This is a genomic window from Kitasatospora sp. NPDC040550 (assembly GCF_055594965.1).
In genome coordinates this window covers 21,095-43,184 of the sequence record NZ_JBVIWC010000046.1, presented here as the reverse complement: position 1 = coordinate 43,184, position 22,090 = coordinate 21,095, and the positions used below count along the sequence as shown (strand labels likewise).

Sequence of the window (22,090 nt, the reverse complement as noted above, 5' to 3'; positions counted from 1 at the left end):
CCCCCCCCCCCCCCCCCCCCCCCCCCCCCCCCCCCCCCCCCCCCCCCCCCCCCCCCCCCCCCCCCCCCCCCCCCCCCCCCCCCCCCCGCGTCCGCGCGCGGGCGGGGAACTGCTCTCAGTCGCCCTCGCGCGGCGGTGCGCCGCCCTGCAGCAGACCGCGCTCGCCGGCGATCACCCCGGCCTGGAAGCGGCTCCGGCCGCCGAGCCAGGCCATCAGTTCCGCGGTGATCCGGCGCGAGGTGCGCACCGAGACCCCGAGCTTGCGGGCCACCACCTCGTCCGTGTGGCCCTGGGCGAGCAGGCTGAGCACCGCCATCGCCTGCGGGTTGAGGCCCTCGGCCCCCTTGGCCGGGGCCTTCCCGTACGGGGCGGCGTTCTCCCAGACGTACTCGAACAGCGCGCAGAGCGCGGAGACCAGTCCCGGACCGGACAGCACCAGGGCCCCCACGCTGGTGTCGTCCGGATCGGTGGGGACGACCGCGACCTTGCGGTCGAAGATCACCAGGCGCATCGGCAGCGACGGGGCTATCCGCACCCGGGCACCCCGCTCGGTGAGCCACTCCAGGTGGGCGATGGTGCCGCCGTCGTTGGCGGCGCTCTCCAGGTAGATGGAGCGCATCTGCACGCCCCGGTCGAAGACCTCCTGGTCGGCGACCTGGCCGGCTCTTCGGGCGGCCGGCGACTGCCCGCCGCCGGTCGCGAAGCCCATAATCTCGCTGACGCAGGAGTGCGAGAGCTCCTCCAGCCGGAGCCGGATCTGGTCGACTCCCTCCAACTGTTCGACGCCCAGGCCCCGTTCGCCCTTGCGGCTCTCGGCGTACTGGGCGACCAGCTTGGCCGCCTCCAGCCTGCTGTGCGCGATCTGGCGCTGCCGCTCGGCGAGTTCGACCTCCTGGCGGCCGATCAGCATGGCGAGGCTGACCTCGGGGTTGACCAGGAGGAGGTGCCCGGGCTCCAGCTCGGAGTGCCTGATCAGGGTGAGCCGGGCCAGTCCGTCCAGGGCCTCCCGGACGCGCTGCTCGGGCCACTCGAGGTCCTGTGCCACTCCCGCGATCCCGAGTTCAGGCCTGGCCAGCACCGTCCGGTACACGGCCTCGGCGTCGGGATCCAGTCCTAACACTGACAGCACCGCCTGCCCCCCCGATATTGCGAACCTGATGACGCCACGTCATTGCCGGATCTCGGGGGCATGTTACGACACCCTGCCCACAACCACCGCCGTTTCGGGCCCAGGCCCTTTCCTGCGGACTTCGAGCGGGTCCACCCACGAGAGGATTTGACATGTATATCACTGTCGGACGTCTGGTTCGGGGTATGGTCGAACCGGAACAGGTCACGCCCGACAAACTCGTCGAACTGCTCCGGAACGCCGCAGAGCCGACCGACGGACTCGAGCACGTTTACGTCGAGATCGACCCCCTCGGCGCCGATCTGGTCTTCTTTCTCGGCCCCCCGAAATCCGGAGAGCTGGATTCCGCCGCGCAACGGATCACCCGCCGTTGCCTGCGTGACGCGCCTGAACTGCGCGGATGGCGGCTGGCGGCCGAATTCAGCGACGACCGGCTGCCGTTGTTGGAGGAGTGACCCGCGGGGCGGGCGCTGTGCAGGGTGCTGCCAGGGCAGGACCCTGACATGGAGAACTGTGGCACGGAACGTGTGTGCGAGACAGACTTGGTCATGCCGAAGGGGGCCGGAACCCCCTTCCGCAGGATTCGAGAGCCGGTCCCGCGCGGTCATTCACCGCGGGAATTGAACCAGGCACAGCACTCATCCGTTTCGCCTGTCTCGCCGCCGCCGATTTCACGGCCCGCGGCTCCATTGCCACCGGGGGTTCACCATGAGCAGCTTCACCGTTGTCGCCGCCCGCACCGCCGCCGTCCTCGGCCTGCTGGTCGCCGGCGCCGCCCTCACCGCGCCGGTCGCCGGCGCCACCACCACCGTGGCCGCCCCGGTCGCCGAGAGCGCCGGCTCCGTCCACGGCGACGACATCATCTGGGACGGCCCGGCCGCCAAGGCCGCCCCGGTCCGCGTGACCACCGCCTCCGTGCACGGCGACGACATCATCTGGGACGCCCCGGTCGCCAAGGGCACCGGCTCCGTGCACGGCGACGACATCATCTGGGACTGACCTTCCGCCGGTCCGGCGCGGGGACTCGGACCCGGCAGCGCACTCTTCCGTCCAACGTCGTTCCGCCGCCGCCGACTCCACGGCCCGCGGCTCCACTGCCATCGGGGGTTCACCATGAGCAGCGCCACCGTCACCACCGCCCGCACCGCCGCCGGCCCGGGCACCGGTTCCGCGCACGGCGACGACATCATCTGGGACTGACGTCCCGTCACTCTCCTGACACCGAAGGGGAACGGGCGATGCCCATCATCAGAACGCCGCAGGAGTTCAACGAGGACGAACTCTTCGTCGACCTCCGGGCGATGTTCGACTACCCGCTGTACCTCAAGTGCGAGGGCTTCAACTTCGCCGGCTCCGTCAAGCTCAAGGCGGCCCTCAGCATGGTCGACGCGGCCGAGCGGGACGGCCGGCTGAACCGGGACTCCGTCCTGGTGGAGTCCTCCTCGGGGAACCTGGGGATGGCGCTGAGCATGATCGCCTCCGTCCGGGGCTACCAGTTCATCTGCGTCGTCGACCCACGTACGAACTTGTCCACCCGCCAGCTGATCGAAACACTCGGCGGCAAAGTCCACATGATCACCGAGCCGTCGCCGGAGACCGGCTTCCTCGGTGCCCGGCTGGACTTCGTCCGCGAGCTGTGCGCCTCCTCGCCGCGCTACGTCTGGCTCAACCAGCACGCCAACCCGGACAACTGGCGCGCCCACTACCGCACCACCGCGCCGTCGATCCACCGCCAATTCCCGGACCTGGACCTGCTGTTCATCGGCGCCGGGACCACCGGCACGCTGATGGGCTGCGCCCGCTACTTCAAGGAGCACCGGCCGGAGACCCGGATCGTCGCGGTGGACAGCGTCGGCTCGGTCACCTTCGGCGGCGAGCCCGGCCCGCGGATGCTCCCCGGCCTGGGCGCCGGCGTCCGGCCGGCCCTGCTGGACGAGAGCTTCGTCGACGACGTCGTGCACGTGCCCGAACTGGACACCGTCCGCACCTGTCACCGACTGGCCCGCGGCGGCTTCCTGTTCGGCGGCTCCACCGGGACGGTGGTCAGCGGGGCCGCGGCCTGGCTGGCGGAGCACCGCCTCGGCCAGGACGTGGTCGCCGTCGCCGTCTCACCGGACCTGGGCGACCGCTACCTCGACACCATTTACCAGAGCGCCTGGGTGCGCGACATCTACGGCGTCGACGCGCTTGACGCGGTCGACCGCCTCACGCCGCCCAACGCCATTGCCACGGGGGTAAGATGACGATGCGTCATACAGCGCCGTATTCTGAGTTTCCTGAACCGGGGCGGCCCGGAGAACTGCCGCTGTCCGACGCCCAGCGCGAGATGTGGTTCGCCCAGCAGCTGGACCCGGGCAACCCGGTGTTCACCATGGCGGACCTCCTGGAGCTGACCGGCCCGCTGGACCACGAGCGGCTGCGGGCCGCCTGGCAGCGCGTGCTGAACCGCACCGAGTGCCTGCGGGTGCGCTTCGCCGAGCGCGACGGCCTGCCGGTGCAGATCGTCGAGCCGCCCCGCGAGCGTCCCCTCCCGGTGCTCGACCTGACCGGTGAGACCGACCCGCTCGCCGCTGCCGAAACGTTTCTGGAGTCCGAGGGACACCGTCCGTCCACCCTCGGCCCCGACGCCTTCGCCGCCACCCTCGTCCTGATCGGCCCCGAACTGGCCTGGCTGTACGTCCGGGCCAACCACATCCTGGTCGACGGGTTCAGCCGCGCCCTGGTCTACCGCCGGCTCGCCGCCGAGTACGACCTGCCCGACGCCGAGCCCGCCCTCGACCCGACCCTCGCCGAACTGCTCGCCGAGGAGCGCGACTACCTCGCCTCCCCCGCCCACCAGCGCGACCGCGCCTACTGGGCCGAGCGGCTGGCCGACGGCATCGAACCCACCGTGCTCTCCGGCCACCTCGGCTCCCCCGCCCGTGCCACCCTGCGCAGCACCGGCCTGATCCCCGCCGCCACCGTCACCAGGCTGCAGGACGCCGCCTGGGCCGAGCGGGTCACCTGGCAGACCCTGCTGATCGGCGCCACCGCCGGCTGCCTCGCCCAACTCTGCGGCACCGACCGGGTCGTGCTCACCCTCCCGGTCGCCGCCCGCACCACCCCGCTCGCCCAGTCCGTCCCCGGCATGCGCGCCAACTTCCTGCCGCTGCCGCTCACCGCCCACCCCGCGCTCGGCCGCGACGGCCTGCTCACCCAGGTCGCCGCGGCTCTGCGCGGCACGCTGCGCCACCAGCGCCACCGGCACGACGCGATCCGCCGCGAGCTCGGGCTCACCGGCGACGCCGGCCGCACCTTCGGCCCCACCGTCAACGTGCTCCAGACCGGCGGCGAGTTCGCCCTCGGCGCCTGCCGCGCCCTGGTCCGCAACCTGTCCACCGGCCCCGTCCCGGACCTCCAGATCCTCTTCCTGGACAGCGGCGAGGACGGCTGCGAGCTGCGCGTCGACGGCGACGCCGACCGCTACCCGCAGGACCGGCTCGACCTCTTCCGGGACGCCCTGCTCGGCTACCTCGAGGAGTTCGCCACCGTCTCCACCGAGCTGCCGGTCGGCCGGATCACCGCGCTGCCCGCCGCCGAGCGCGAGCGCGTCCTGGTCGAGTGGAACAGCTACGGGCAGCAGCCCGAGGCCTTCACCGACGTGCTGCCCCGGATCCGCGCCCTCGCCCAGGCCCGTCCCGGCGCCGTCGCCGTCCAGGACGACGCCGGCCGGCTCGACTACGCCGAGCTGGTCGCCCGGGCCAGCGCCCTGTCCCGCCGGCTGCTCGCCGCCGGCGCCGGACCGGACCGGCTGGTGGCGATCGCCGCCGCCCCCGGCACCGGCTTCGTCACCGCCGTCCTCGGCGTGCTCGGTGCCGGCGCCGCCTGGCTCCCGCTGGACGTCCAGGCCCCGGCCGCCCGCGGCGCGGCGCTGGTCGAGGCCGCGGGCGCCGCCGTCCTGCTGCACGGCGAGGACCAGCGGCCGTACGCCGACACCCTGCTCGGCGCCCTGCCGCAGCAGCCCGCCGTGCTCGCCCTCGACGACGCCCGCGACGAGGAGCTGCTGGCGCCCGCCGGCGGCCCCGCCGAACTGGCCTACGTCATCTACACCTCGGGCTCCACCGGCCGCCCCAAGGGCGCCATGGTGCACCGCGACGGCATGGTCAACCACCTGCTCGCCAAGCACGCCGACCTGGAGCTGTCCGAGGCCGACACCGTGGTGCACAACGCCCCGGTCACCTTCGACATCTCGGTCTGGCAGATGCTCAGCCCGCTGGTCGCGGGCGGCCGGCTGCGGGTGGTCTCCCGCGAGCTCGCCGCCGACCCGGGCGCCCTGTTCGCGCTCGCCGACGCCGAGGGCGTCACCGTGCTGGAGGTCGTCCCCTCGCTGCTGCGCGCCGCCCTGGACTCCTGGGAGGCCGGCGCCCCGCTGCCCGCCCTGTCCGCGCTGCGCCGGCTGGTGGTCACCGGCGAGGCGATGCCCGCCGACCTGGCCCGCCGCTGGTTCGCGCTGCGCCCCGGCGTCCCGCTGGTCAACGCCTTCGGGCCGACCGAGTGCTCGGACGACGTCACCCACGCCCTGATCGGCTCCCCCGCGGAGCTGGACTCGGTGCGCGCCCCGATCGGCCGCCCGGTACGCGACACCCGGCTGTACGTCCTCGGCGACTCGCTCCAGCCCGTCCCGGCCGGCCAGCCCGGCGAGCTGTACGTGGGCGGGCGCGGCGTCGGCCGCGGCTACCTGAACGACCCGCGGCGCACCGCCGGGGCCTTCGTCGCCGACCCGTACGCGGCCGCGCCCGGCTCCCGGATGTACCGCACCGGCGACCGGGTGGTGCACCGCGGCGACGGGCAACTGGAGTTCCTGGAGCGGGTCGACCACCAGGTCAAGATCCGCGGCCACCGGATCGAGCCCGGCGAGGTCGAGGCCGCGCTGCGCGCCGTTCCCGGCGTCGTCGACGCGGTGGTCACCGTCGCCCGCGACCCCTCCGGCGGCGCCCGGCTGGTCGCCCACCTGACCGGCGGCGCCGACCCGGCCGCCGTCCGCACCGAACTCGCCCGGGTGCTGCCCGACTACATGGTCCCGGCCGTGCTGGTGCCGCTGGCGGCGCTTCCGCTGACCCCCAACGGCAAGGTGGACCGCAAGGCCCTGCCCGTCCCGGACTTCGGCGCGCTGCGCGGCGAGCGGCGGGCCCCGGCCACCGAGCGCGAGGCGCTGCTGTGCGCGCTGTTCGCCGAGGTGCTGGAGCTGGACGGGGTCGGCGCCGACGACGACTTCTTCGCGCTCGGCGGGCACTCGCTGCTGGCCGGCCGGGTGGTCACCGGGCTGCGTGCCCGGCTCGGCGTCGAACTGCCGATCCGCACCCTGTTCGAGGCGCCCACCCCGGCCGCGCTGGCCCTCGCCCTGGACGGCGCCGCGCCGGCCCGGGAGGAGCTCACCGCCGGCCCGCGGCCGGAGCGGATCCCGCTCTCTCCCGGGCAGCAACGGCTCTGGTTCCTCAGCCAGTTGGACGCGGCCGGTGCCACCTACCACCTGTCCCACGCGGTCCGGCTGACCGGCCCGCTGGAGCGGGCGGCGCTCGCCGAGGCACTGGCCGACGTGGTCGCCCGGCACGAGAGCCTGCGCACCGTCTTCCCCGCCGAGGACGGGCGCCCGCACCAGCTGGTGCTGCCGGTCGGCGAGGCCTGCCCCGAGCTGCCCGTGGTGCCGTTCACCGGCCGCCCGGCCGAGGAGCTGGACGCCGAACTGGCCGCCCGGGCCGGCGCCCCCTTCGACCTGGCCGTCGAACCGCCGCTGCGCGCGGTGCTGTTCGAGACCGGCGTCGAGGAGCACGTGCTGCTGCTGGTGCAGCACCACATCGCGGCCGACGGCTGGTCGGTGCGCCCGCTGGTCGAGGGCCTGCAAGCCGCCTACCGCGCCCGGCTGGCCGGGCGCGCCCCGGCCTGGGCCGAACTGCCCGTCCAGTACGCCGACTACACCCTCTGGCAGCGCCGCCTGCTCGGCGAGCCGGACGACCCGACGAGCCTGATGAACCGTCAGCTCGACTACTGGGCAACCCAGTTGGCCGAGCTCCCGGAGGAACTGGCACTGCCGGCGGACTTCCCCCGCCCGGCCGTGCCCAGCTACCGGGGCGCCACCGTGCCGCTGCGACTGGACGCCGGGGCGCACCGCGCCCTGGCCGAGCTGGCCCGCTCCACCGGCGCCAGCCCGTTCATGGTGGTGCAGGCGGCGCTGGCCGTCCTGCTCGGCAAGCTCGGCGCCGGCACCGACATCCCGCTCGGCACCCCGGTCGCCGGACGCACCGACGACGCCCTGGACGACCTGGTCGGCTTCTTCGTCAACACCCTGGTGCTGCGCACCGACCTGTCCGGCGACCCGACCTTCCGCGAACTGGTCGGCCGGGCCCGGGAGACCGTGCTGGCCGCCCTGGCCCACCAGGACGTGCCCTTCGAGAAGCTGGTCGACCGGCTCGGCGCCGGGCGCTCGCTGGCCCGCCAGCCGCTCTTCCAGGTGATGCTCGCCTTCCAGAACAACGCCGGGGCCCGCCCCGAGCTGCCCGGGATCACCGCCGAGGTCAGCCCGGTCGGCAATGGCACGGCCAAGTTCGACCTGGCCTTCGAACTGGTCGAGCGGTACGGCGCCGCCGGCGAGCCGGACGGCCTCACCGGCACCCTGGAGTACAGCACCGACCTGTTCACCGAACGGACGGCCCAGGGCCTGGCGGACCGCCTGACCCACCTGCTCGGCCTGCTGGCCGGCGAGCCCGACCGGCCGCTGAGCGGCCTGGACGCCCTGCTGCCCGAGGAGCGCGAGCGGCTGCTCGGCTCCTGGAGCGGGGCCGCCACCCCGACCACCGTCGGCGCGGTCCAGCTGCCGGCGCTGTTCCAGGAGCGGGCCCACCGCGCGCCCGAGCGGCCCGCGCTGCGCTGGTTCGAGGACGGCGCCGTGCGCGCCGAGGTCGGCTACGGCGAGCTCAACGAGCGCGCCAACCGGCTCGCCCACCACCTGATCGCCCTGGGCGCGGGCCCCGGACGGATCGTCGCCCTGGCGCTGCCGCGCACGGTCGACGCGGTCGTCGCGGTGCTCGCGGTCCTCAAGACGGGCGCGGCCTACCTGCCGGTCGACCCGGCGTACCCGCGCGAGCGGATCGCCTACCTGCTGACCGACTCCGCCCCGCTGGCCGTGCTCGGCCACGGCTCGGTGGCCGGGCGGCTGCCGGAGCAGCAGGACGCGCCGGTGCTGCTGCTGGACGACCCGGCGGTCGCCGCCGCGATCGCCGCCGCCCCCGCGCACGACCCGACGGACGCCGAACGGACCACCCCGCTGGGGCCGGACCACCCGGCGTACGTGATCTACACCTCCGGCTCCACCGGCCGCCCCAAGGGCGTGCTGGTGCCGCACCGGGCGGTGGCCGCGCTGGCCGCCGAGCACGACCGGTTCGGCGTCGGCGAGGGCACCCGGCTGCTCCAGTTCGCCTCGTTCAGCTTCGACGCCGCCGCCTGGGAGCTGCTCACCGCGCTGCTGAACGGCGCCGTCCTGGTGCTGGCCGCGGAGGCCGACCGGGCGCCCGGCGAGCCGCTCGCCGAGCTGGTCGCGACGGCCGGCATCGAGGTGGTCTGCCTGCCGCCGACGGTGCTCGCCGCCTGGCCCGCCCGGCTGCCGATGCCCGAGGGGCTGACCCTGATCACGGCCGGCGAGGCCTGCCCGCCCGAGCTGGTCGAGCGCTGGTCCGCGGGCCGGCGGATGCTCAACGCGTACGGCCCGACCGAGACCACGGTCTGCGCCACGGTCAGCGAGCCGCTGGCCGGAGCGGTCAAGCCGCCGATCGGCCGGCCGCTGGCCGGCGCCCGGGTGTACGTGCTGGACGAGGCCCTGCGGCCGGTCCCGCCGGGCGTGATCGGCGAACTGTACGTGGCCGGCGCCGGGGTGGCCCTGGGCTACCTGCACCGGCCGGAGCTCACCGCCCAGCGCTTCACCGCCGACCCGTACGCGGGCTCGTACGGCGACCCGAACGACCGGATGTACCGCACCGGGGACCTGGTGCGCTGGACGGCCGACGGCCAGCTGGACTACGTCGGCCGGGTCGACGAGCAGGTCAAGCTGCGCGGCTTCCGGATCGAGCTCGGCGAGATCGAGACCGCCCTGCTCGCCCGGCCGGGCGTCGAGCAGGCCGCCGCGATCGTCCGCGAGGACCGCCCCGGCGACAAGCGGCTGGTCGCCTACGTGACCCCGGCCGGCCTGCCGGTCGGCGAGCTGCGGGCCGCGCTCGCCGCGGAGCTGCCCGACTACCTGGTGCCCTCCGCGTTCGTCCCGCTGGACACCCTGCCGCTGACCGGCAACGGCAAGCTGGACCGCCGGGCGCTGCCCGCGCCCGACTACGCCGCCGCCTCCACCGGCCGGGCCCCGGCCGACGCCCGGGAGGCCGCGTTCTGCGCGGTCTTCGCCGAGGTGCTCGGACTGCCCGAGGTCGGCGCCGACGACGGGTTCTTCGACCTGGGCGGCGACAGCATCGTCTCCATCCAGCTGGTCAGCCGGGCCCGCGCGGCCGGGCTGGTGGTCACCGCGCAGGACGTCTTCACCCACCGGACCCCGGCGGCGCTGGCCCTGGTGGCCCGCGACGGCGAGGACCCGGAGGCGGTCGCCACGGTCGGCACCGAGGACGGCGTCGGCCCGCTGGGCCAGCTGCCGATCGGGCACTGGCTGCGCGAACTCGGCGGGCCGGTGGACGGCTTCCACCAGGCCGTGCTGGTCCGCACCCCCGCCGACGCCACCCGGGAGTCGCTCACCGCGGCCCTCCAGGCCCTGCTGGACCACCACGACGGGCTGCGGCTGCGGCTGCTGCCGGACTGGTCGCTGCTGATCGGCGAACCCGGCACGGTCGACGCGGGCCCGCTGCTGTCCGTCCTGGACGGCCCGGCGGCCGACTGGCCCGCCGAGGCGGTCGTCAACCGCGAGCGGCTGGCGCCGTACCAGGGCGGGATGGTCCGGGCGCTGTGGCACCCGGCCGGCGGCGAGCTGCTGCTCACCCTGCACCACCTGGTGGTCGACGGGGTGTCCTGGCGGGTGCTGCTGCCCGACCTGGCCCGCGCCCACGCGGCCGTACGGGCCGGCGAGCCGGTCCGGCTGCAGCCGGTCGGCACCTCGCTGCGGCACTGGTCCGGGCTGCTGGAGCGGACCGCGGGCACGCCCGAGCTGCGCGCCCAACTCGACTGGTGGCGCGCCGAGTCGGCCGGCGGGCAGGCCCCGCTCGGCCACCGGGCCGCCGACCCGGCGGTGGACACCGTCGCCACCGCCCGGACGCTGCACCGCGTCCTGGACACCGACACCACGGCGGCGCTGCTCACCGAGGTCACCGGGGCGTTCCACGCCGAGGTGAACGACGTGCTGCTGACCGCCCTGGCGCTGGCCGTCGCCGACTGGCGGCGGCGCACCGGACGGCCCGAGGGCGCCGTCCCGGTGGAGCTGGAGGGCCACGGGCGCGAGGAGTTCGCCCCCGGCGTGGACCTGTCCCGCACGGTCGGCTGGTTCACCACCGCCTACCCGCTGCGGCTCGACCCGGGCCCGGTGGACCTGGCGGAGGCGCTGGCCGGCGGCCCGGCCGCCGGACACAGCCTCAAGCTGGTCAAGGAGCACCTGCGGATGGTGCCCGGACACGGGCTCGGCTGGGGCCTGCTGCGCTATCTGGACAAGCCCGGCCTGGACGGGCCCGGCCTGGACGGGCACGGCGCCGGTGAGCTGTCCGGCGCCGCCCGGCCGCAGCTCGGCTTCAACTACCTGGGCCGGCTGCCCGCGCCCACCGGCGAGGACTGGTCGCTGACCGAGCAGTCCGCCGCGCTGGCCGCCGGGTCCGATCCGGGGATGCCGCTGCCGCACGTCCTGGACGTCAACGCGGTGACCGAGGACGGCCCGGACGGGCCGCGGCTGAACGCCCGCTGGACCTGGGCCGGCCAGGCCCTGGCTCAGGCCGACGCCGAGGCCGTGGCGGACGGCTGGTTCACCGCCCTGCGGGCCCTGGTGCGGCACACCCGGGAGCCCGGCGCCGGCGGCTGGACACCGTCCGACCTCGACCTGGTGGCACTCAGCCAGGACGAGATCGACGAATTCGAGGACGAGATGGACGACTGGGGGGACGAGCTGTGACCACGGCCTCGGCCGAGCCCCGCACCGGGCGACGCCCCGGACGGAGCTCCAATCTGAGCGACATCCTGCCGGTGGCACCGCTGCAGGAAGGACTGATGTTCCACGCGCAGTACCACCGCGAGGAACTCGACGTCTACACCGTGCAGTTGGTGCTGGACCTGGCCGGCGAGCTGGACCCGGCCCGGCTCCGCGGGGCGGTCACCGCCCTGCTGGAGCGGCACCCCAACCTGCGGGCCGCGTTCCGCTACCGCAAGAACGGCGACCCGGTGCAGATCGTGCCGCGCGAGGTCGCACTGGACTGGCGCGAGGTCGACCTGCGGGACACGCCCGCCGCGGCCGACGAGCTGGCCGAAGCCGACCGGCTGCGCCCCTTCGACCTGGCCCGCCCGCCGCTGCTGCGGTTCAGCCTGCTGCGGCTGGGCGACCGGGAGCACCGGCTGGTGCTGACCTCCCACCAGATCCTGTTCGACGGCTGGTCCATGCCGGTCGTGGTGCGCGAACTGTTCGCCTGCTACGCCGACGGCGGCGTCTCACTGCCCCGCCCCGCCCCGTACAAGTCCTACCTGGCCCACCTGGCCCGGCAGGACCGGGCGGCGGCCGAGGCGGCCTGGACGGCCGCGCTGGACGGCTTCACCGAGCCCACCCGGCTCGCCGGCACGGCCGCCGCCGATCCCGGCCGGACCGGCATGCCCGGCGAGCACGCCGTCGAGCTGGACGCGCGGGAGTTCGCCGCGCTCACCGGCTGGGCCCGCACCCGCGGGCTGACCGTCAACACCGTGGTGCAGGGCGCCTGGGCGACCGTGCTGGGCTCCCTCACCGGGCTGCGCGACATCGTCTTCGGCGGCACCGTCTCCGGCCGCCCGCCGGAGCTGCCCGGCGTCGAGGGCATGGTCGGCCTGTTCATCAACACCCTGCCGGTCCGGGTCGACCTGGACCCGGCGCAGAGCTTCACCGAGCTGCTGTCCGCACTCCAGGACCGCCAGTCCCTGCTGCTCCCGCACCAGCACCTGGGCCTCGACACCATCCAGCGCAACGCCGGGGTCGGCGACCTCTTCGACACCGTGCTGGTCTTCGAGAACTACCCGCTCGACCCGCAGGCGCTGGCCGGCGAGGTCGCCGGACTACGGCTCACCGGCCTCAAGGCCGGCGACGCCAACCACTACCCGCTCAGCCTGATGGCGCTGCCCGGCGAGCGGCTGCGCCTCCAGGTCGGCTACGACGCCGCCCGGTTCACCCCGGCCGAGGCCGCCGTCGTCGCCGAGCGGCTGCTGCACGTGCTGCGCACCGCCCAGGCCGAGCCGGACCGCCCGCTCGGGCGGCTGGACCTGCTGCTGCCCGGCGAGCGCGCCCGGCTGGCCGTCCCCGCCCCGGAGCCGGCCGAGACCGACCCGTGGACGGACGTGGTGGCGCGGGTCCAGGAGTTCGCCCGGACCACCCCGGACGCCGTCGCCGTCTCCGACGGCACCGAACGGCTCGGCTACCGCGAACTGGCCGCCCGGGCCGGCGCCGTGTCCCGGGCCCTGTCCCGGGCCCTGTCCCGGACGGGCGCCGCGACCGGACCGGTCGGGGTGCTGGCCCCGCCCGGCTGCGGCTTCGTCACCGCCGTCCTCGGCGTGCTCGGCGCCGGCGCCGCCTGGCTGCCGCTGGACGTCGCCGCGCCGGTCGGACGCGCCGCCGTGCTGGCCGCCGAGGCCCGGATCGGCGCCCTGCTGGTCGGCCCCGGCGAGCGCGCCATGGCCGCCCGGCTGCTGGCCGAGGCCGGGCTGGACGTCCCGGTGCTGGAACTCGGAACGGACACCGCCAAGCGGCCGCCCGCCCCGCGCGGCGCCGGCGACGACCTGGCGTACGTCATCTTCACCTCGGGCTCCACCGGCCGCCCCAAGGGCGCCATGGTGCACCGGGCGGGCATGGTCAACCACCTGCTCGCCAAGGTCGCCGACCTGGAGCTGGACGGGCACACCGTGCTGGTCCACAACGCCCCGGTCACCTTCGACATCTCGGTCTGGCAGATGCTCGCCGCGCTGGTCGTCGGCGGGCGGCTGCGGGTCACCGGCCGCGAGCTCGCCGCCGACCCGCAGGCCCTGTTCGGCCTGGTCGCCCCCGAGGGCGTCACCGTGCTGGAGGTCGTCCCCTCGCTGCTGCGCACCGCCCTGGACAGCTGGGACGACGGCGCCGAGCCGCCCGTCCTGGACGGGCTGCGCAAGCTGGTCGTCACCGGCGAGGCGCTGCCCGCCGACCTGGCGCACCGCTGGTTCGCCCGCTACCCGGCGATCCCGCTGGTCAACGCGTACGGGCCGACCGAGTGCTCGGACGACGTCACCCACGCCGTGATCGGCTCCCCGGCCGAGCTGGACTCGGTGCGCGCCCCGATCGGCCGGGCCGTGCGCGGCACCGGACTGTACGTCCTGGACGACGCCCTGCGCCCCGTCCCGGACGGCGTCCCCGGCGAGCTGTACGTGGGCGGGCGCGGCGTCGGCCGCGGCTACCTCGACCAGCCCGGCCGCACCGCCGCGGTGTTCGTCGCCGACCCGTTCAGCCCGCTGCCGGGCGCCCGGATGTACCGCACCGGCGACCGGGTGATCCGGCGCCCGGACGGGCAGCTGGAGTTCCTGGAGCGGGTCGACCACCAGGTCAAGATCCGCGGCCACCGGATCGAGCCCGGCGAGGTCGAGGCCGCGCTGCGCTCGATCGAGCAGGTCGGCGACGCCGTGGTGGTGGTCCGCCGCGGCGGGGCCGGCGACGCCCGGCTGGTCGGCTACCTGACCGGCCCGGTCGACCCGGCCCGGTGCCGGGCCGCGGCCGCCGCGCTGCTGCCCGAGTACATGGTGCCCTCCGCCCTGGTGGTGCTGGACGCCCTGCCGCTCACCCCCAACGGCAAGGTGGACCGCAAGGCGCTGCCCGAGGTCGACCTCACCGCCCCGACCGGCCGCGGCCCGCGCACCCCGCAGGAGGAGGTGCTCTGCGCCGCCTTCGCCGAGGTCCTCGACCGGCCCGCGGTCGGCATCGACGAGGACTTCTTCCAGCTCGGCGGCCACTCGCTGCTCGCCACCCGGCTGGTCAGCCGGGTGCGCACGCTGCTCGGCGCCGAACTGGCGCTGCGCACCGTCTTCGAGGCGCCCACCGTGGCCGCCCTGGCCGGCCGGCTCACCCAGGACGCCGTCCGCCCCGCGCTGACCGCCGGGGCCCGCCCGGAGCTGCTGCCGCTGTCGTACGCCCAGCAGCGGCTCTGGTTCCTGGACCGGCTGGAGGGCCCCTCCGCCACCTACAACCTGCCGTGGACGCTGCGGCTGCGCGGCCCGCTGGACCGCGCCGCGCTGGCCGCCGCGCTGACCGACGTGGTCGGCCGGCACGAGAGCCTGCGCACCGTCTTCCCGGACCGCGACGGCCTGCCGCACCAGCTGGTCCTCCCGGTCGAGCGGGCCGCCGTCGACCTGCCCGTCCGCGAGCTGCCCGAGGCGGAACTCGCTGAGGCCGCCGAGGAGTTCGCCACCGGCAGCTTCGACCTGGCGAACCTGCCGCCGATCCGCGCCACCCTGCTCGCGGCCGGTCCCGAGGACCACCTGCTGGTCGTGGTGATCCACCACATCGCCGGGGACGGCTGGTCCAACGGGCCGCTCGCCCGCGACCTCTCCACCGCCTACGCCGCCCGGCTGGCCGGCCGCGCGCCCGCCTGGACGCCGCTGCCGGTGCAGTACGCCGACTACGCGCTCTGGCAGCGCGAACTGCTCGGCGCCGAGGACGACGAGGAGTCCCTGCTCACCCGGCAGACCGCCTACTGGAAGGAGCAGCTGGCCGGGCTGCCGGAGGAGCTCCAGCTCCCGGTGGAGACCGCCCGCCGGGCCACCGCGGCCTACCGCGGCGCCGCCGTCCGCTTCACCGTCCCCGCCGACCTGCACCACCGGGCGGCCGCCCTGGCCCGGCAGAGCGGGGCCAGCCTGTTCATGGTGCTCCAGGCCGCGCTGGCCACCCTGTACGGCAAGCTCGGCGCGGGCCAGGACATCCCGCTCGGCACCCCGATCGCGGGCCGCACCGACGACGCCCTGGACGACCTGGTCGGCATGTTCGTCAACACCCTGGTGCTGCGCACCGACCTGTCCGGCGACCCGACCTTCCGCGAACTGCTGGACCGGGTGAAGGCCGTCGACCTGGCCGCCTACGCCCACCAGGACCTGCCGTTCGAGAAGCTGGTCGACGCCCTCGGCCCGGAGCGCGCCCACGGCCGCAACCCGCTGTTCCAGACCCTGCTGGCACTGCACAACAACGCCGCCGCCCGGCTGGAGCTGCCCGGTGTCACGGCCGAGGCGGGCGCGGCCGAGCTCGGCGTGGCCCGGCTCGACCTCTGCTTCGAACTCGCCGAGCTCACCGGCCCGGACGGCCCCGGCGGCCTGACCGGCCGGCTGGAGTACAGCACCGACCTGTTCGGCGCGGCCGGCGCCCAGCGGCTGGCCGAGCGGCTGGTGCACCTGCTGGGCGAGCTGGTCGACCGACCGGACCGTCCGATCGGCGCCGCCCCGGCGCTGCTGCCCGGCGAGCGGGAGGAGCTGCTCGCCCTCGGCGACGGCGCCGCCGCCCTCGGCGAGGGGCAGTCGCTGGCCGCCCTGCTGGAGGCCGCCGCGGACGCCCACCCGGACGCGATCGCGCTCGAATTCCCGGGCCTGCGGCTCGACTTCGCCGAGCTGCACCGGCGGGCCAACCGGCTCGCCCGCACCCTGGTCGCCCAGGGCGCGGAGCCGGACCGGCTGGTGGCGATCGCGCTGCCGCGCTCGGCCGACCTGGTGGTCGCCGCGCTCGCGGTGGTCAAGAGCGGCGCCGCCTACCTGCCGATCGACCCGACCTACCCGGCCGACCGGATCGCCGGGATGGTCAAGGACGCCCAGCCGGTGCTCACCGTCAGCACCGCCGCGGTGGCCGCCGCCGTCCCCGGCCTGGAGGCCGGCCGGCTCCTGCTGCTGGACGACCCGGCCACCCGCGCCCGGGTCGACGAGCAGCCCCCGGAGCACCTGCGCCCGGCCGAACTGGCCGGCCCGGTGCGGCCCGAGCACGGCGCCTACGTCATCTACACCTCGGGCTCCACCGGCCGCCCCAAGGGCGTCGTGGTGCCGCGCGGCGCCCTGGTCAACCACCTGCTGGACGTCACCGAACGGATCGGCCTGGCCCCCGGGCGGACCCTGCTGGCGGTCACCACCTTCGGGTTCGACATCGCCAACCTGGAACTGTTCTGCCCGCTGCTCGGCGGCGCCCGGCTGGTGGTCGCCCCGCACGACACCGTCCGCGACCCGGACCTGCTCGCCGACCTCGCCCTGGCCACCGGGGCGGACGTCATGCAGGCCACCCCGACGCTGTGGCACGCCCTGGTCACCGCCCGGCCCGAAGCGCTCACCGGGATGCACGTGCTCACCGGCGGCGAGGCCCTCGACCCGGCCCTGGCCGCCGCGCTGACCGGTGCCGCGGCGAAGGTCAGCAACCTGTACGGCCCGACCGAGACCACCATCTACTCGCTCATCGCCGACCTGCCGCCCGACCACACCGGCACCCCGTCGATCGGCCGCGCCCTGGCCGGCAACCGGGTCCGGCTGCTGGACGCCGCACTGCGCCCGGTGCCACCGGGGGTGGTCGGCGAGCTGTACCTGGCCGGCACCGGCCTCGCCCGCGGCTACCTGGACCGCCCCGGCCTGACCGCCGAGCGCTTCACCGCCGACCCGTACGGGCCGCCCGGGTCCCGGATGTACCGCACCGGGGACCTCGCCCGCTGGCGGCCGGACGGCACGGTCGACTACCTCGGCCGGGTCGACCACCAGGTGAAGATCCGCGGCTTCCGGATCGAACTCGGCGAGATCGAGGCCGTCCTGACGGACCATCCACTGGTCGAACGGGCCTCGGTGGCCGACCGGGAGGACTCGCCCGGCGTCCGCCGGCTGGTCGCCTACCTCGTCCCGGCCGGTCCGGAACGGCCCGAACCGGCCACACTGCGAGCCCACTTGGCCGCCGTACTGCCGGAGTACATGCTCCCGTCCGCCTACGTCCAGCTGGACGCCCTGCCGCTCACCCCGAACGGCAAGGTGGACCGCAAGGCGCTGCCCGCGCCCGCGGCCGACGACCGGGCGGTGGCCCGCTCGGACGGCCGCGCGCCCGACGGGCCGGTCGAACGCGCCCTCGCCCGGGTCTTCGCCGAGGTGCTCGGCCTGGACCGGGTCGGGGCCGAGGACGGCTTCTTCGAGCTGGGCGGCGACAGCCTGAAATCGATCCAACTGGTCAGCCGCGCCCGCGCGGCCGGGCTCTCGCTCACCCCCGCCGACGTCTTCGCCCACCGCACCGTGGCCGGCCTGGCCCTGGTGGCCGGCACGGGCGACGGCACCGGTGCGCCCGAGGACCCGTTCGCGCCCGTCCTGGCGGTCCGGCCGACCGGCGGCAGCCGCCCGCTGTTCTGCGTGCACGGCGCGGTCGGTCTCGGCTGGCCGTTCCTGACGCTCGCCGCGGAAATTGACACGGACATTCCCGTGTACGCTTTCCAGACCGGCGCGCTACGCTCCCCGGAAAAGACCCCGGAGTCCGTCCGGGAAATCGCCGGAAAATATCTCGGCGAAATGCTGGAAATCCAGCCGGCCGGGCCCTATCGTATTCTCGGCTGGTCGTTCGGAGGGCTCGTCGCCCACGAGATCGCGGTCCAGCTGCAGGCCCGCGGCGAGCAGGTCGAACTGCTCGCCGACCTGGACGGCTACCCCGGGACCGGCGCGCCGGCCGAGGACCTGCCGGACGACCGGGCCGTCCTCGCCGAACTGCTCGAACGGGCCGGCCTCCCCGGCGAAGGCCCGCTCGACCCCGGCACCGCACGCCGGCGCCTGGCCGAGGCCGGCAACGCGCTCGCGGAGCTGGACGAAACCGAGCTGGTCCGACTGCTCGGGGTGATCCGCACCCACAGCGCACTGGGCGAGACCCACCGCCCCGGCCGCTTCCAGGGGGACCTCCTCCTGTTCGCGGCCACCCGCGGCCGTGCCCCGGGCGACCCGGACGAGGAGTCCTGGCGGGCGCACGTGACCGGCCGGATCCTCCGGCACCCGGTCGACAGCGACCACGACTCGATGCTCGAACCGGCGCCGGCCGAATCCATCGGAAAGATCCTCTCCGCCGCTCTCCGCAACAAATCCTGAAACACCGCACCGACATACCGGTGGCCGCCCCGGAAATTCCATCCCGGGGGCACTGCGCCCGAGAACCGGACGATTTCCGGGATTTCCGAAAGGACCGAGAAATCATGAGCAACCCGTTCGACGACGAGCAGGGCACCTTCCTCGTCCTCGCCAACCACGAGAACCAGCACAGCCTCTGGCCCGCCTTCGCCGAGGTCCCGGCCGGCTGGCGGACCGTCAAGGGCGCGAGCACCCGGCAGGAGGCGCTGGACCACATCGAGCGCACCTGGACCGACCTGCGCCCGCAGAGCCTGATCGACGCCACCGCCTGACCCGGCCGGGCACCACGACCCGGACGGCACCGACCGGAGCACCACCGACCGGAGCACGACCGACCGGAGCACCACCGACCAGAGCACCACCGACCAGAGCACCACCTGAGGAGCACCCCATGAGCAGCGTCGCCATCGACGAGTCCAAGGTCCGCGAGATCGTCGCCGACTGCCTCGACCTGGAGCTGGACGAACTGACCCTCACCGACCACTTCATCGACCACTACGGCGCCGACTCGCTGAACGCCATCGAGGTCCTCGCCCGCCTGGAGAAGGAGTTTCACGTCACCATCCCGCAGGAGGAACTGCCCAACATGGTCAACCTGGGCGCCGTGCTGGAGGTCCTGTCCCGGGCGACCGCCCGATGACCGCGCCGCAGCGCGTGGTGGTGACCGGCATCGGCGTCCTGTCGAGCATCGGCAACGGGGTCGAGGACTTCACCTCGGCCCTGCGCGAGGGCCGCTGCGGCGCCGGTCCGATCACCAGCTTCGACACCACCGGGTTCCTGCGCACCTCCGGCCACGAGGTCGCCGGCTTCGAGCCGGAGCAGTGGATCCACCGCCTCCCCGTCGAGGAGCTCGGCCGCGCCACCCAGTTCGCCGTCGCGGCGGCCCGGATGGCCGTCCGGGACGCCGGGCTCGACGAGCAGGAGCTCGCCGGGCTCCGCGCCCAGATCACCATCGGCACCACCGACGGCGAGGCGCCCGAGCTGGACAAGCTGATGGCGGAGTCGGTCGCCAACGGTCCGGAGCACCCGGTCGACCAGCTGGTGGCCGGCCGCCTGCCGGCCCACCAGCTGGCCCTGGCGATCGCCCGGGAGCTGCGGCTCCCCCGGGTCGTCCCGGCCGTCCTCGGCACCGCCTGCGCGGCCGGGAACTACGCGATCGGCGACGGCTTCGACGCCGTGCGCACCGGCGAGGCGGACATCGCCGTCGTCGGCGGCGCGGACGCGATCTGCCGCCGCACCTTCGCCGGGTTCAGCCGGCTCGGCCTGGTCTCCTCCGACGTCTGCCGTCCGTTCGACGCGCACCGCGAAGGGCTCCTCACGGCCGAGGGCGCGGGGGTCCTCGTCCTGGAGACGCTCGACTCCGCCCGGCGCCGCGGCGCCCGGATCTACGCCGAACTGCTCGGCTACGGGCTCAACTGCGACGCCCACCACCCCACCGCCCCCGACCAGTCGAGCGTCGCCCGCTGCATGGAGCTGGCGCTCCACGACGCCGGGGTCAAGGCGGCCGAGGTGGACCTGGTCTCCGCCCACGGCACCGGCACCCCCACCAACGACATCACCGAGACCCGCGCGATCCGCGAGGTCTTCGGCGACACCCCGCCGCGCACCGTCGCCCTCAAGGCGATGCTCGGCCACTCGATGGGCGCGGCGAGCGCGCTGGGCGCGGCCGCCTCGGCGCTCGCGCTGGCCCACGGCTTCGTCCCGCCCACCGTCAACCACCGCACCACCGACCCCCAGTGCCAGATCGACTGCGTGCCCAACCACTCCGTCCCCGCGGACCTCCGGGTGGTGGTCAACAACGGACTGGCCTTCGGCGGCAACAACGCCTCCGTCGTCCTGGGGCGCCACGAGGAGGAGCCCAGCCGATGAGCGAGCGCACCAGCTCGACCACGATCCATCGGGACCGGCCGCTGATCACCGCATGGTCCGCGGTCTCCCCCTTCGGCCTCGGCCGCGACGCGTTCGCGGCCGGGGTCGGCCGGGGGGAACCGGCCCACGAGGTACCCGACTTCGAGACCCGCAAGGTGCTCGGCAAGGCCGGCACCCGCACCTACGACCGGGCCACCGGCCTGGCCGTCACCGCCGTCCGCGAACTGCTCGGCGAGGCCGAGGCCGCACAGAGCCCGATCGCCACCGGCGGCGGCACCGCCCTGGTCCTCGGCACCACCCTCGGCAGCGCCCACAGCGCCGCCGGGTTCAGCCGGGCCTCCTTCGAGGGCGACAAGCCCTACGACGTGCCCGCCCAGCTGATGCCGAACGTGCTGATGAACGGCCCGGCTGCGGCCACCGCCATCCGCTTCGACCTCAAGGGCCCCAACACCACCCTGGCCGGCGGCGCCGCGGGCGGCCTGCTCGCCCTCGGCTACGCCCGCCGCCTGCTGGCGGCCGGCCGCGCCGACCGCGCCCTGGTCGGCGCGGTGGAGGAGCAGTCCGAGACCCGTGACTGGCTGGCCGGGGAGAGCGGCCGGCCCAGCGGCGAGGGCGGCGCCGTCCTGCTGATGGAGACCGAGCGGACCCTGCCGCCCGGCCGCCGGGTGCTGGCCGAACTGCTCGCCCTGGACGTCCGGTTGGACATCGACGACGACCCGCAGGCGGCCCTGGCCGCCACCGTCCGGGACGCCCTCGCCCAGGCCGGCGCGACCCCCGACCAGGTCTGGGCCGCGGCCGTCACCGGGCAGCCGGCCCGCGACCGACTCGCCGAGCTGGTCGGCGCCGAGGCCGTCGAACGGGTCCCCGACCTGCTCGGCGACACCGGCTCCGCCGCGACCGTCTTCTCCCTCGCCACCGTCCTGTCCCTGGCCGAGCACGACCCCGCGGCCGCCGGCCGGCTCGCCGTGATCGCCTCGCTCGACCACCAGGGCCTGGCCGCCTGCGCCGTCCTACGCCTCACCGGCGGTGACCGATGAGCACTCCCGGCACCGTCCTGATCAGCGGCGGCTCCCGCGGCATCGGCAAGGCCGCCGCCCTGCGGCTCGCCGCCGAGGGGCACGCGGTCAGCTTCTGCTACCAGTCCGACCGGCAGGCCGCCGACCTCCTGGCCAAGGAGCTCGACGCCCTCGGCGCCACCGTCCTGGCCGCGAAGGTCGACGTCACCGACGCCGCCGCCGTCCGCGCCTGGGTCACCCGCACCGAGGAGGAACTCGGCCCGATCACCGTCGCCGTCGCGAGTGCCGGAATCACCCGCGACAAGCCGCTCCTCCTGATGTCCGACGACGACTGGCAGTCCGTCACCGACACCAACCTGACCGGCACCGCGAACCTCTGCCGCGCGGTGGCCTTCCCGATGGTCAAGCGCCGCGGCGGCTCGATCATCACCCTCAGCTCCGTCTCCGGCGTCTACGGCAACCCCGGCCAGAGCAACTACGCGGCCTCCAAGGCCGGCATCATCGCGCTCACCCGGGCCCTGGCCAAGGAGGTCGGCCGGTACGGGGTCCGGGTCAACGCGGTCGCCCCCGGCATGATCGAGACCGACATGACCTCGGTGCTCACCGACGCCCAACGCACCGACGCCCTCAAGCACATCCCGCTCGGCCGCTTCGGCACGGCGGACGAGGTGGCCGACTCGGTCGCCTTCCTGGCGGGCCCGCAATCCGCCTACCTCACCGGCTCGGTCCTGCAGATCGACGGCGGAATCGTCCTGTGACCAGACGCACCAGA

11 protein-coding genes are annotated in these 22,090 nt (G+C 75.1%); 10 read left to right on the top strand and 1 reads right to left on the bottom strand.

Going from position 1 to position 22,090, the window contains the following annotated elements; all coding sequences use genetic code 11:
* Positions 1-115 precede the first annotated feature (115 nt).
* On the bottom strand, positions 116-1,045 hold the full coding sequence (locus ACZ58X_RS38785) for a LuxR family transcriptional regulator (RefSeq protein ID WP_470338270.1): 930 nt from the start codon (positions 1,043-1,045) through the stop codon (positions 116-118).
* A gap of 236 nt (positions 1,046-1,281) precedes the next feature.
* Between ACZ58X_RS38785 and ACZ58X_RS38780 the strand changes: the two genes are divergently transcribed.
* The 10 genes from ACZ58X_RS38780 (at position 1,282) to fabG (ending at position 22,076) form a co-directional block, all read left to right on the top strand.
* Positions 1,282-1,584 (top strand): hypothetical protein, encoded by a 303-nt coding sequence (locus ACZ58X_RS38780; protein ID WP_470338269.1) that lies wholly within the window; start codon positions 1,282-1,284, stop codon positions 1,582-1,584.
* A 253-nt stretch (positions 1,585-1,837) separates the two neighbouring features.
* Entirely contained in the window at positions 1,838-2,128 is a 291-nt protein-coding gene (locus ACZ58X_RS38775; protein ID WP_470338268.1) for a hypothetical protein, read from the top strand.
* A gap of 239 nt (positions 2,129-2,367) precedes the next feature.
* Entirely contained in the window at positions 2,368-3,372 is a 1,005-nt protein-coding gene (gene sbnA, locus ACZ58X_RS38770; RefSeq protein ID WP_470338267.1) for a 2,3-diaminopropionate biosynthesis protein SbnA, read from the top strand.
* On the top strand, positions 3,369-11,246 hold the full coding sequence (locus tag ACZ58X_RS38765; protein ID WP_470338266.1) for an amino acid adenylation domain-containing protein: 7,878 nt from the start codon (positions 3,369-3,371) through the stop codon (positions 11,244-11,246). The genes sbnA and ACZ58X_RS38765 overlap by 4 nt, the downstream gene beginning before the upstream one ends.
* Positions 11,243-18,394 carry an amino acid adenylation domain-containing protein gene (locus tag ACZ58X_RS38760; protein WP_470338265.1) on the top strand — a complete coding sequence of 2,384 codons (7,152 nt, stop codon included), beginning with the start codon at positions 11,243-11,245 and terminating at the stop codon, positions 18,392-18,394. The genes ACZ58X_RS38765 and ACZ58X_RS38760 overlap by 4 nt, the downstream gene beginning before the upstream one ends.
* 104 nt (positions 18,395-18,498) lie before the next feature.
* The gene (locus ACZ58X_RS38755; protein ID WP_030289532.1) at positions 18,499-18,705 is read left to right on the top strand and encodes an MbtH family protein; all 207 of its coding nucleotides are present in this window, start codon (positions 18,499-18,501) and stop codon (positions 18,703-18,705) included.
* Positions 18,706-18,824: 119 nt separating this feature from the next.
* A complete protein-coding gene (locus tag ACZ58X_RS38750) occupies positions 18,825-19,073 on the top strand; it encodes an acyl carrier protein (protein WP_470338264.1) in 249 nt (82 codons plus the stop codon).
* On the top strand, positions 19,070-20,302 hold the full coding sequence (locus ACZ58X_RS38745; protein ID WP_470338263.1) for a beta-ketoacyl-[acyl-carrier-protein] synthase family protein: 1,233 nt from the start codon (positions 19,070-19,072) through the stop codon (positions 20,300-20,302). Before ACZ58X_RS38750 ends, ACZ58X_RS38745 begins: the two co-directional genes overlap by 4 nt.
* The gene (locus tag ACZ58X_RS38740; protein WP_470338262.1) at positions 20,299-21,339 is read left to right on the top strand and encodes a beta-ketoacyl synthase N-terminal-like domain-containing protein; all 1,041 of its coding nucleotides are present in this window, start codon (positions 20,299-20,301) and stop codon (positions 21,337-21,339) included. The genes ACZ58X_RS38745 and ACZ58X_RS38740 overlap by 4 nt, the downstream gene beginning before the upstream one ends.
* Entirely contained in the window at positions 21,336-22,076 is a 741-nt protein-coding gene (fabG, locus tag ACZ58X_RS38735) for a 3-oxoacyl-ACP reductase FabG (protein ID WP_470338261.1), read from the top strand. Before ACZ58X_RS38740 ends, fabG begins: the two co-directional genes overlap by 4 nt.
* Positions 22,077-22,090: the final 14 nt, after the last annotated feature.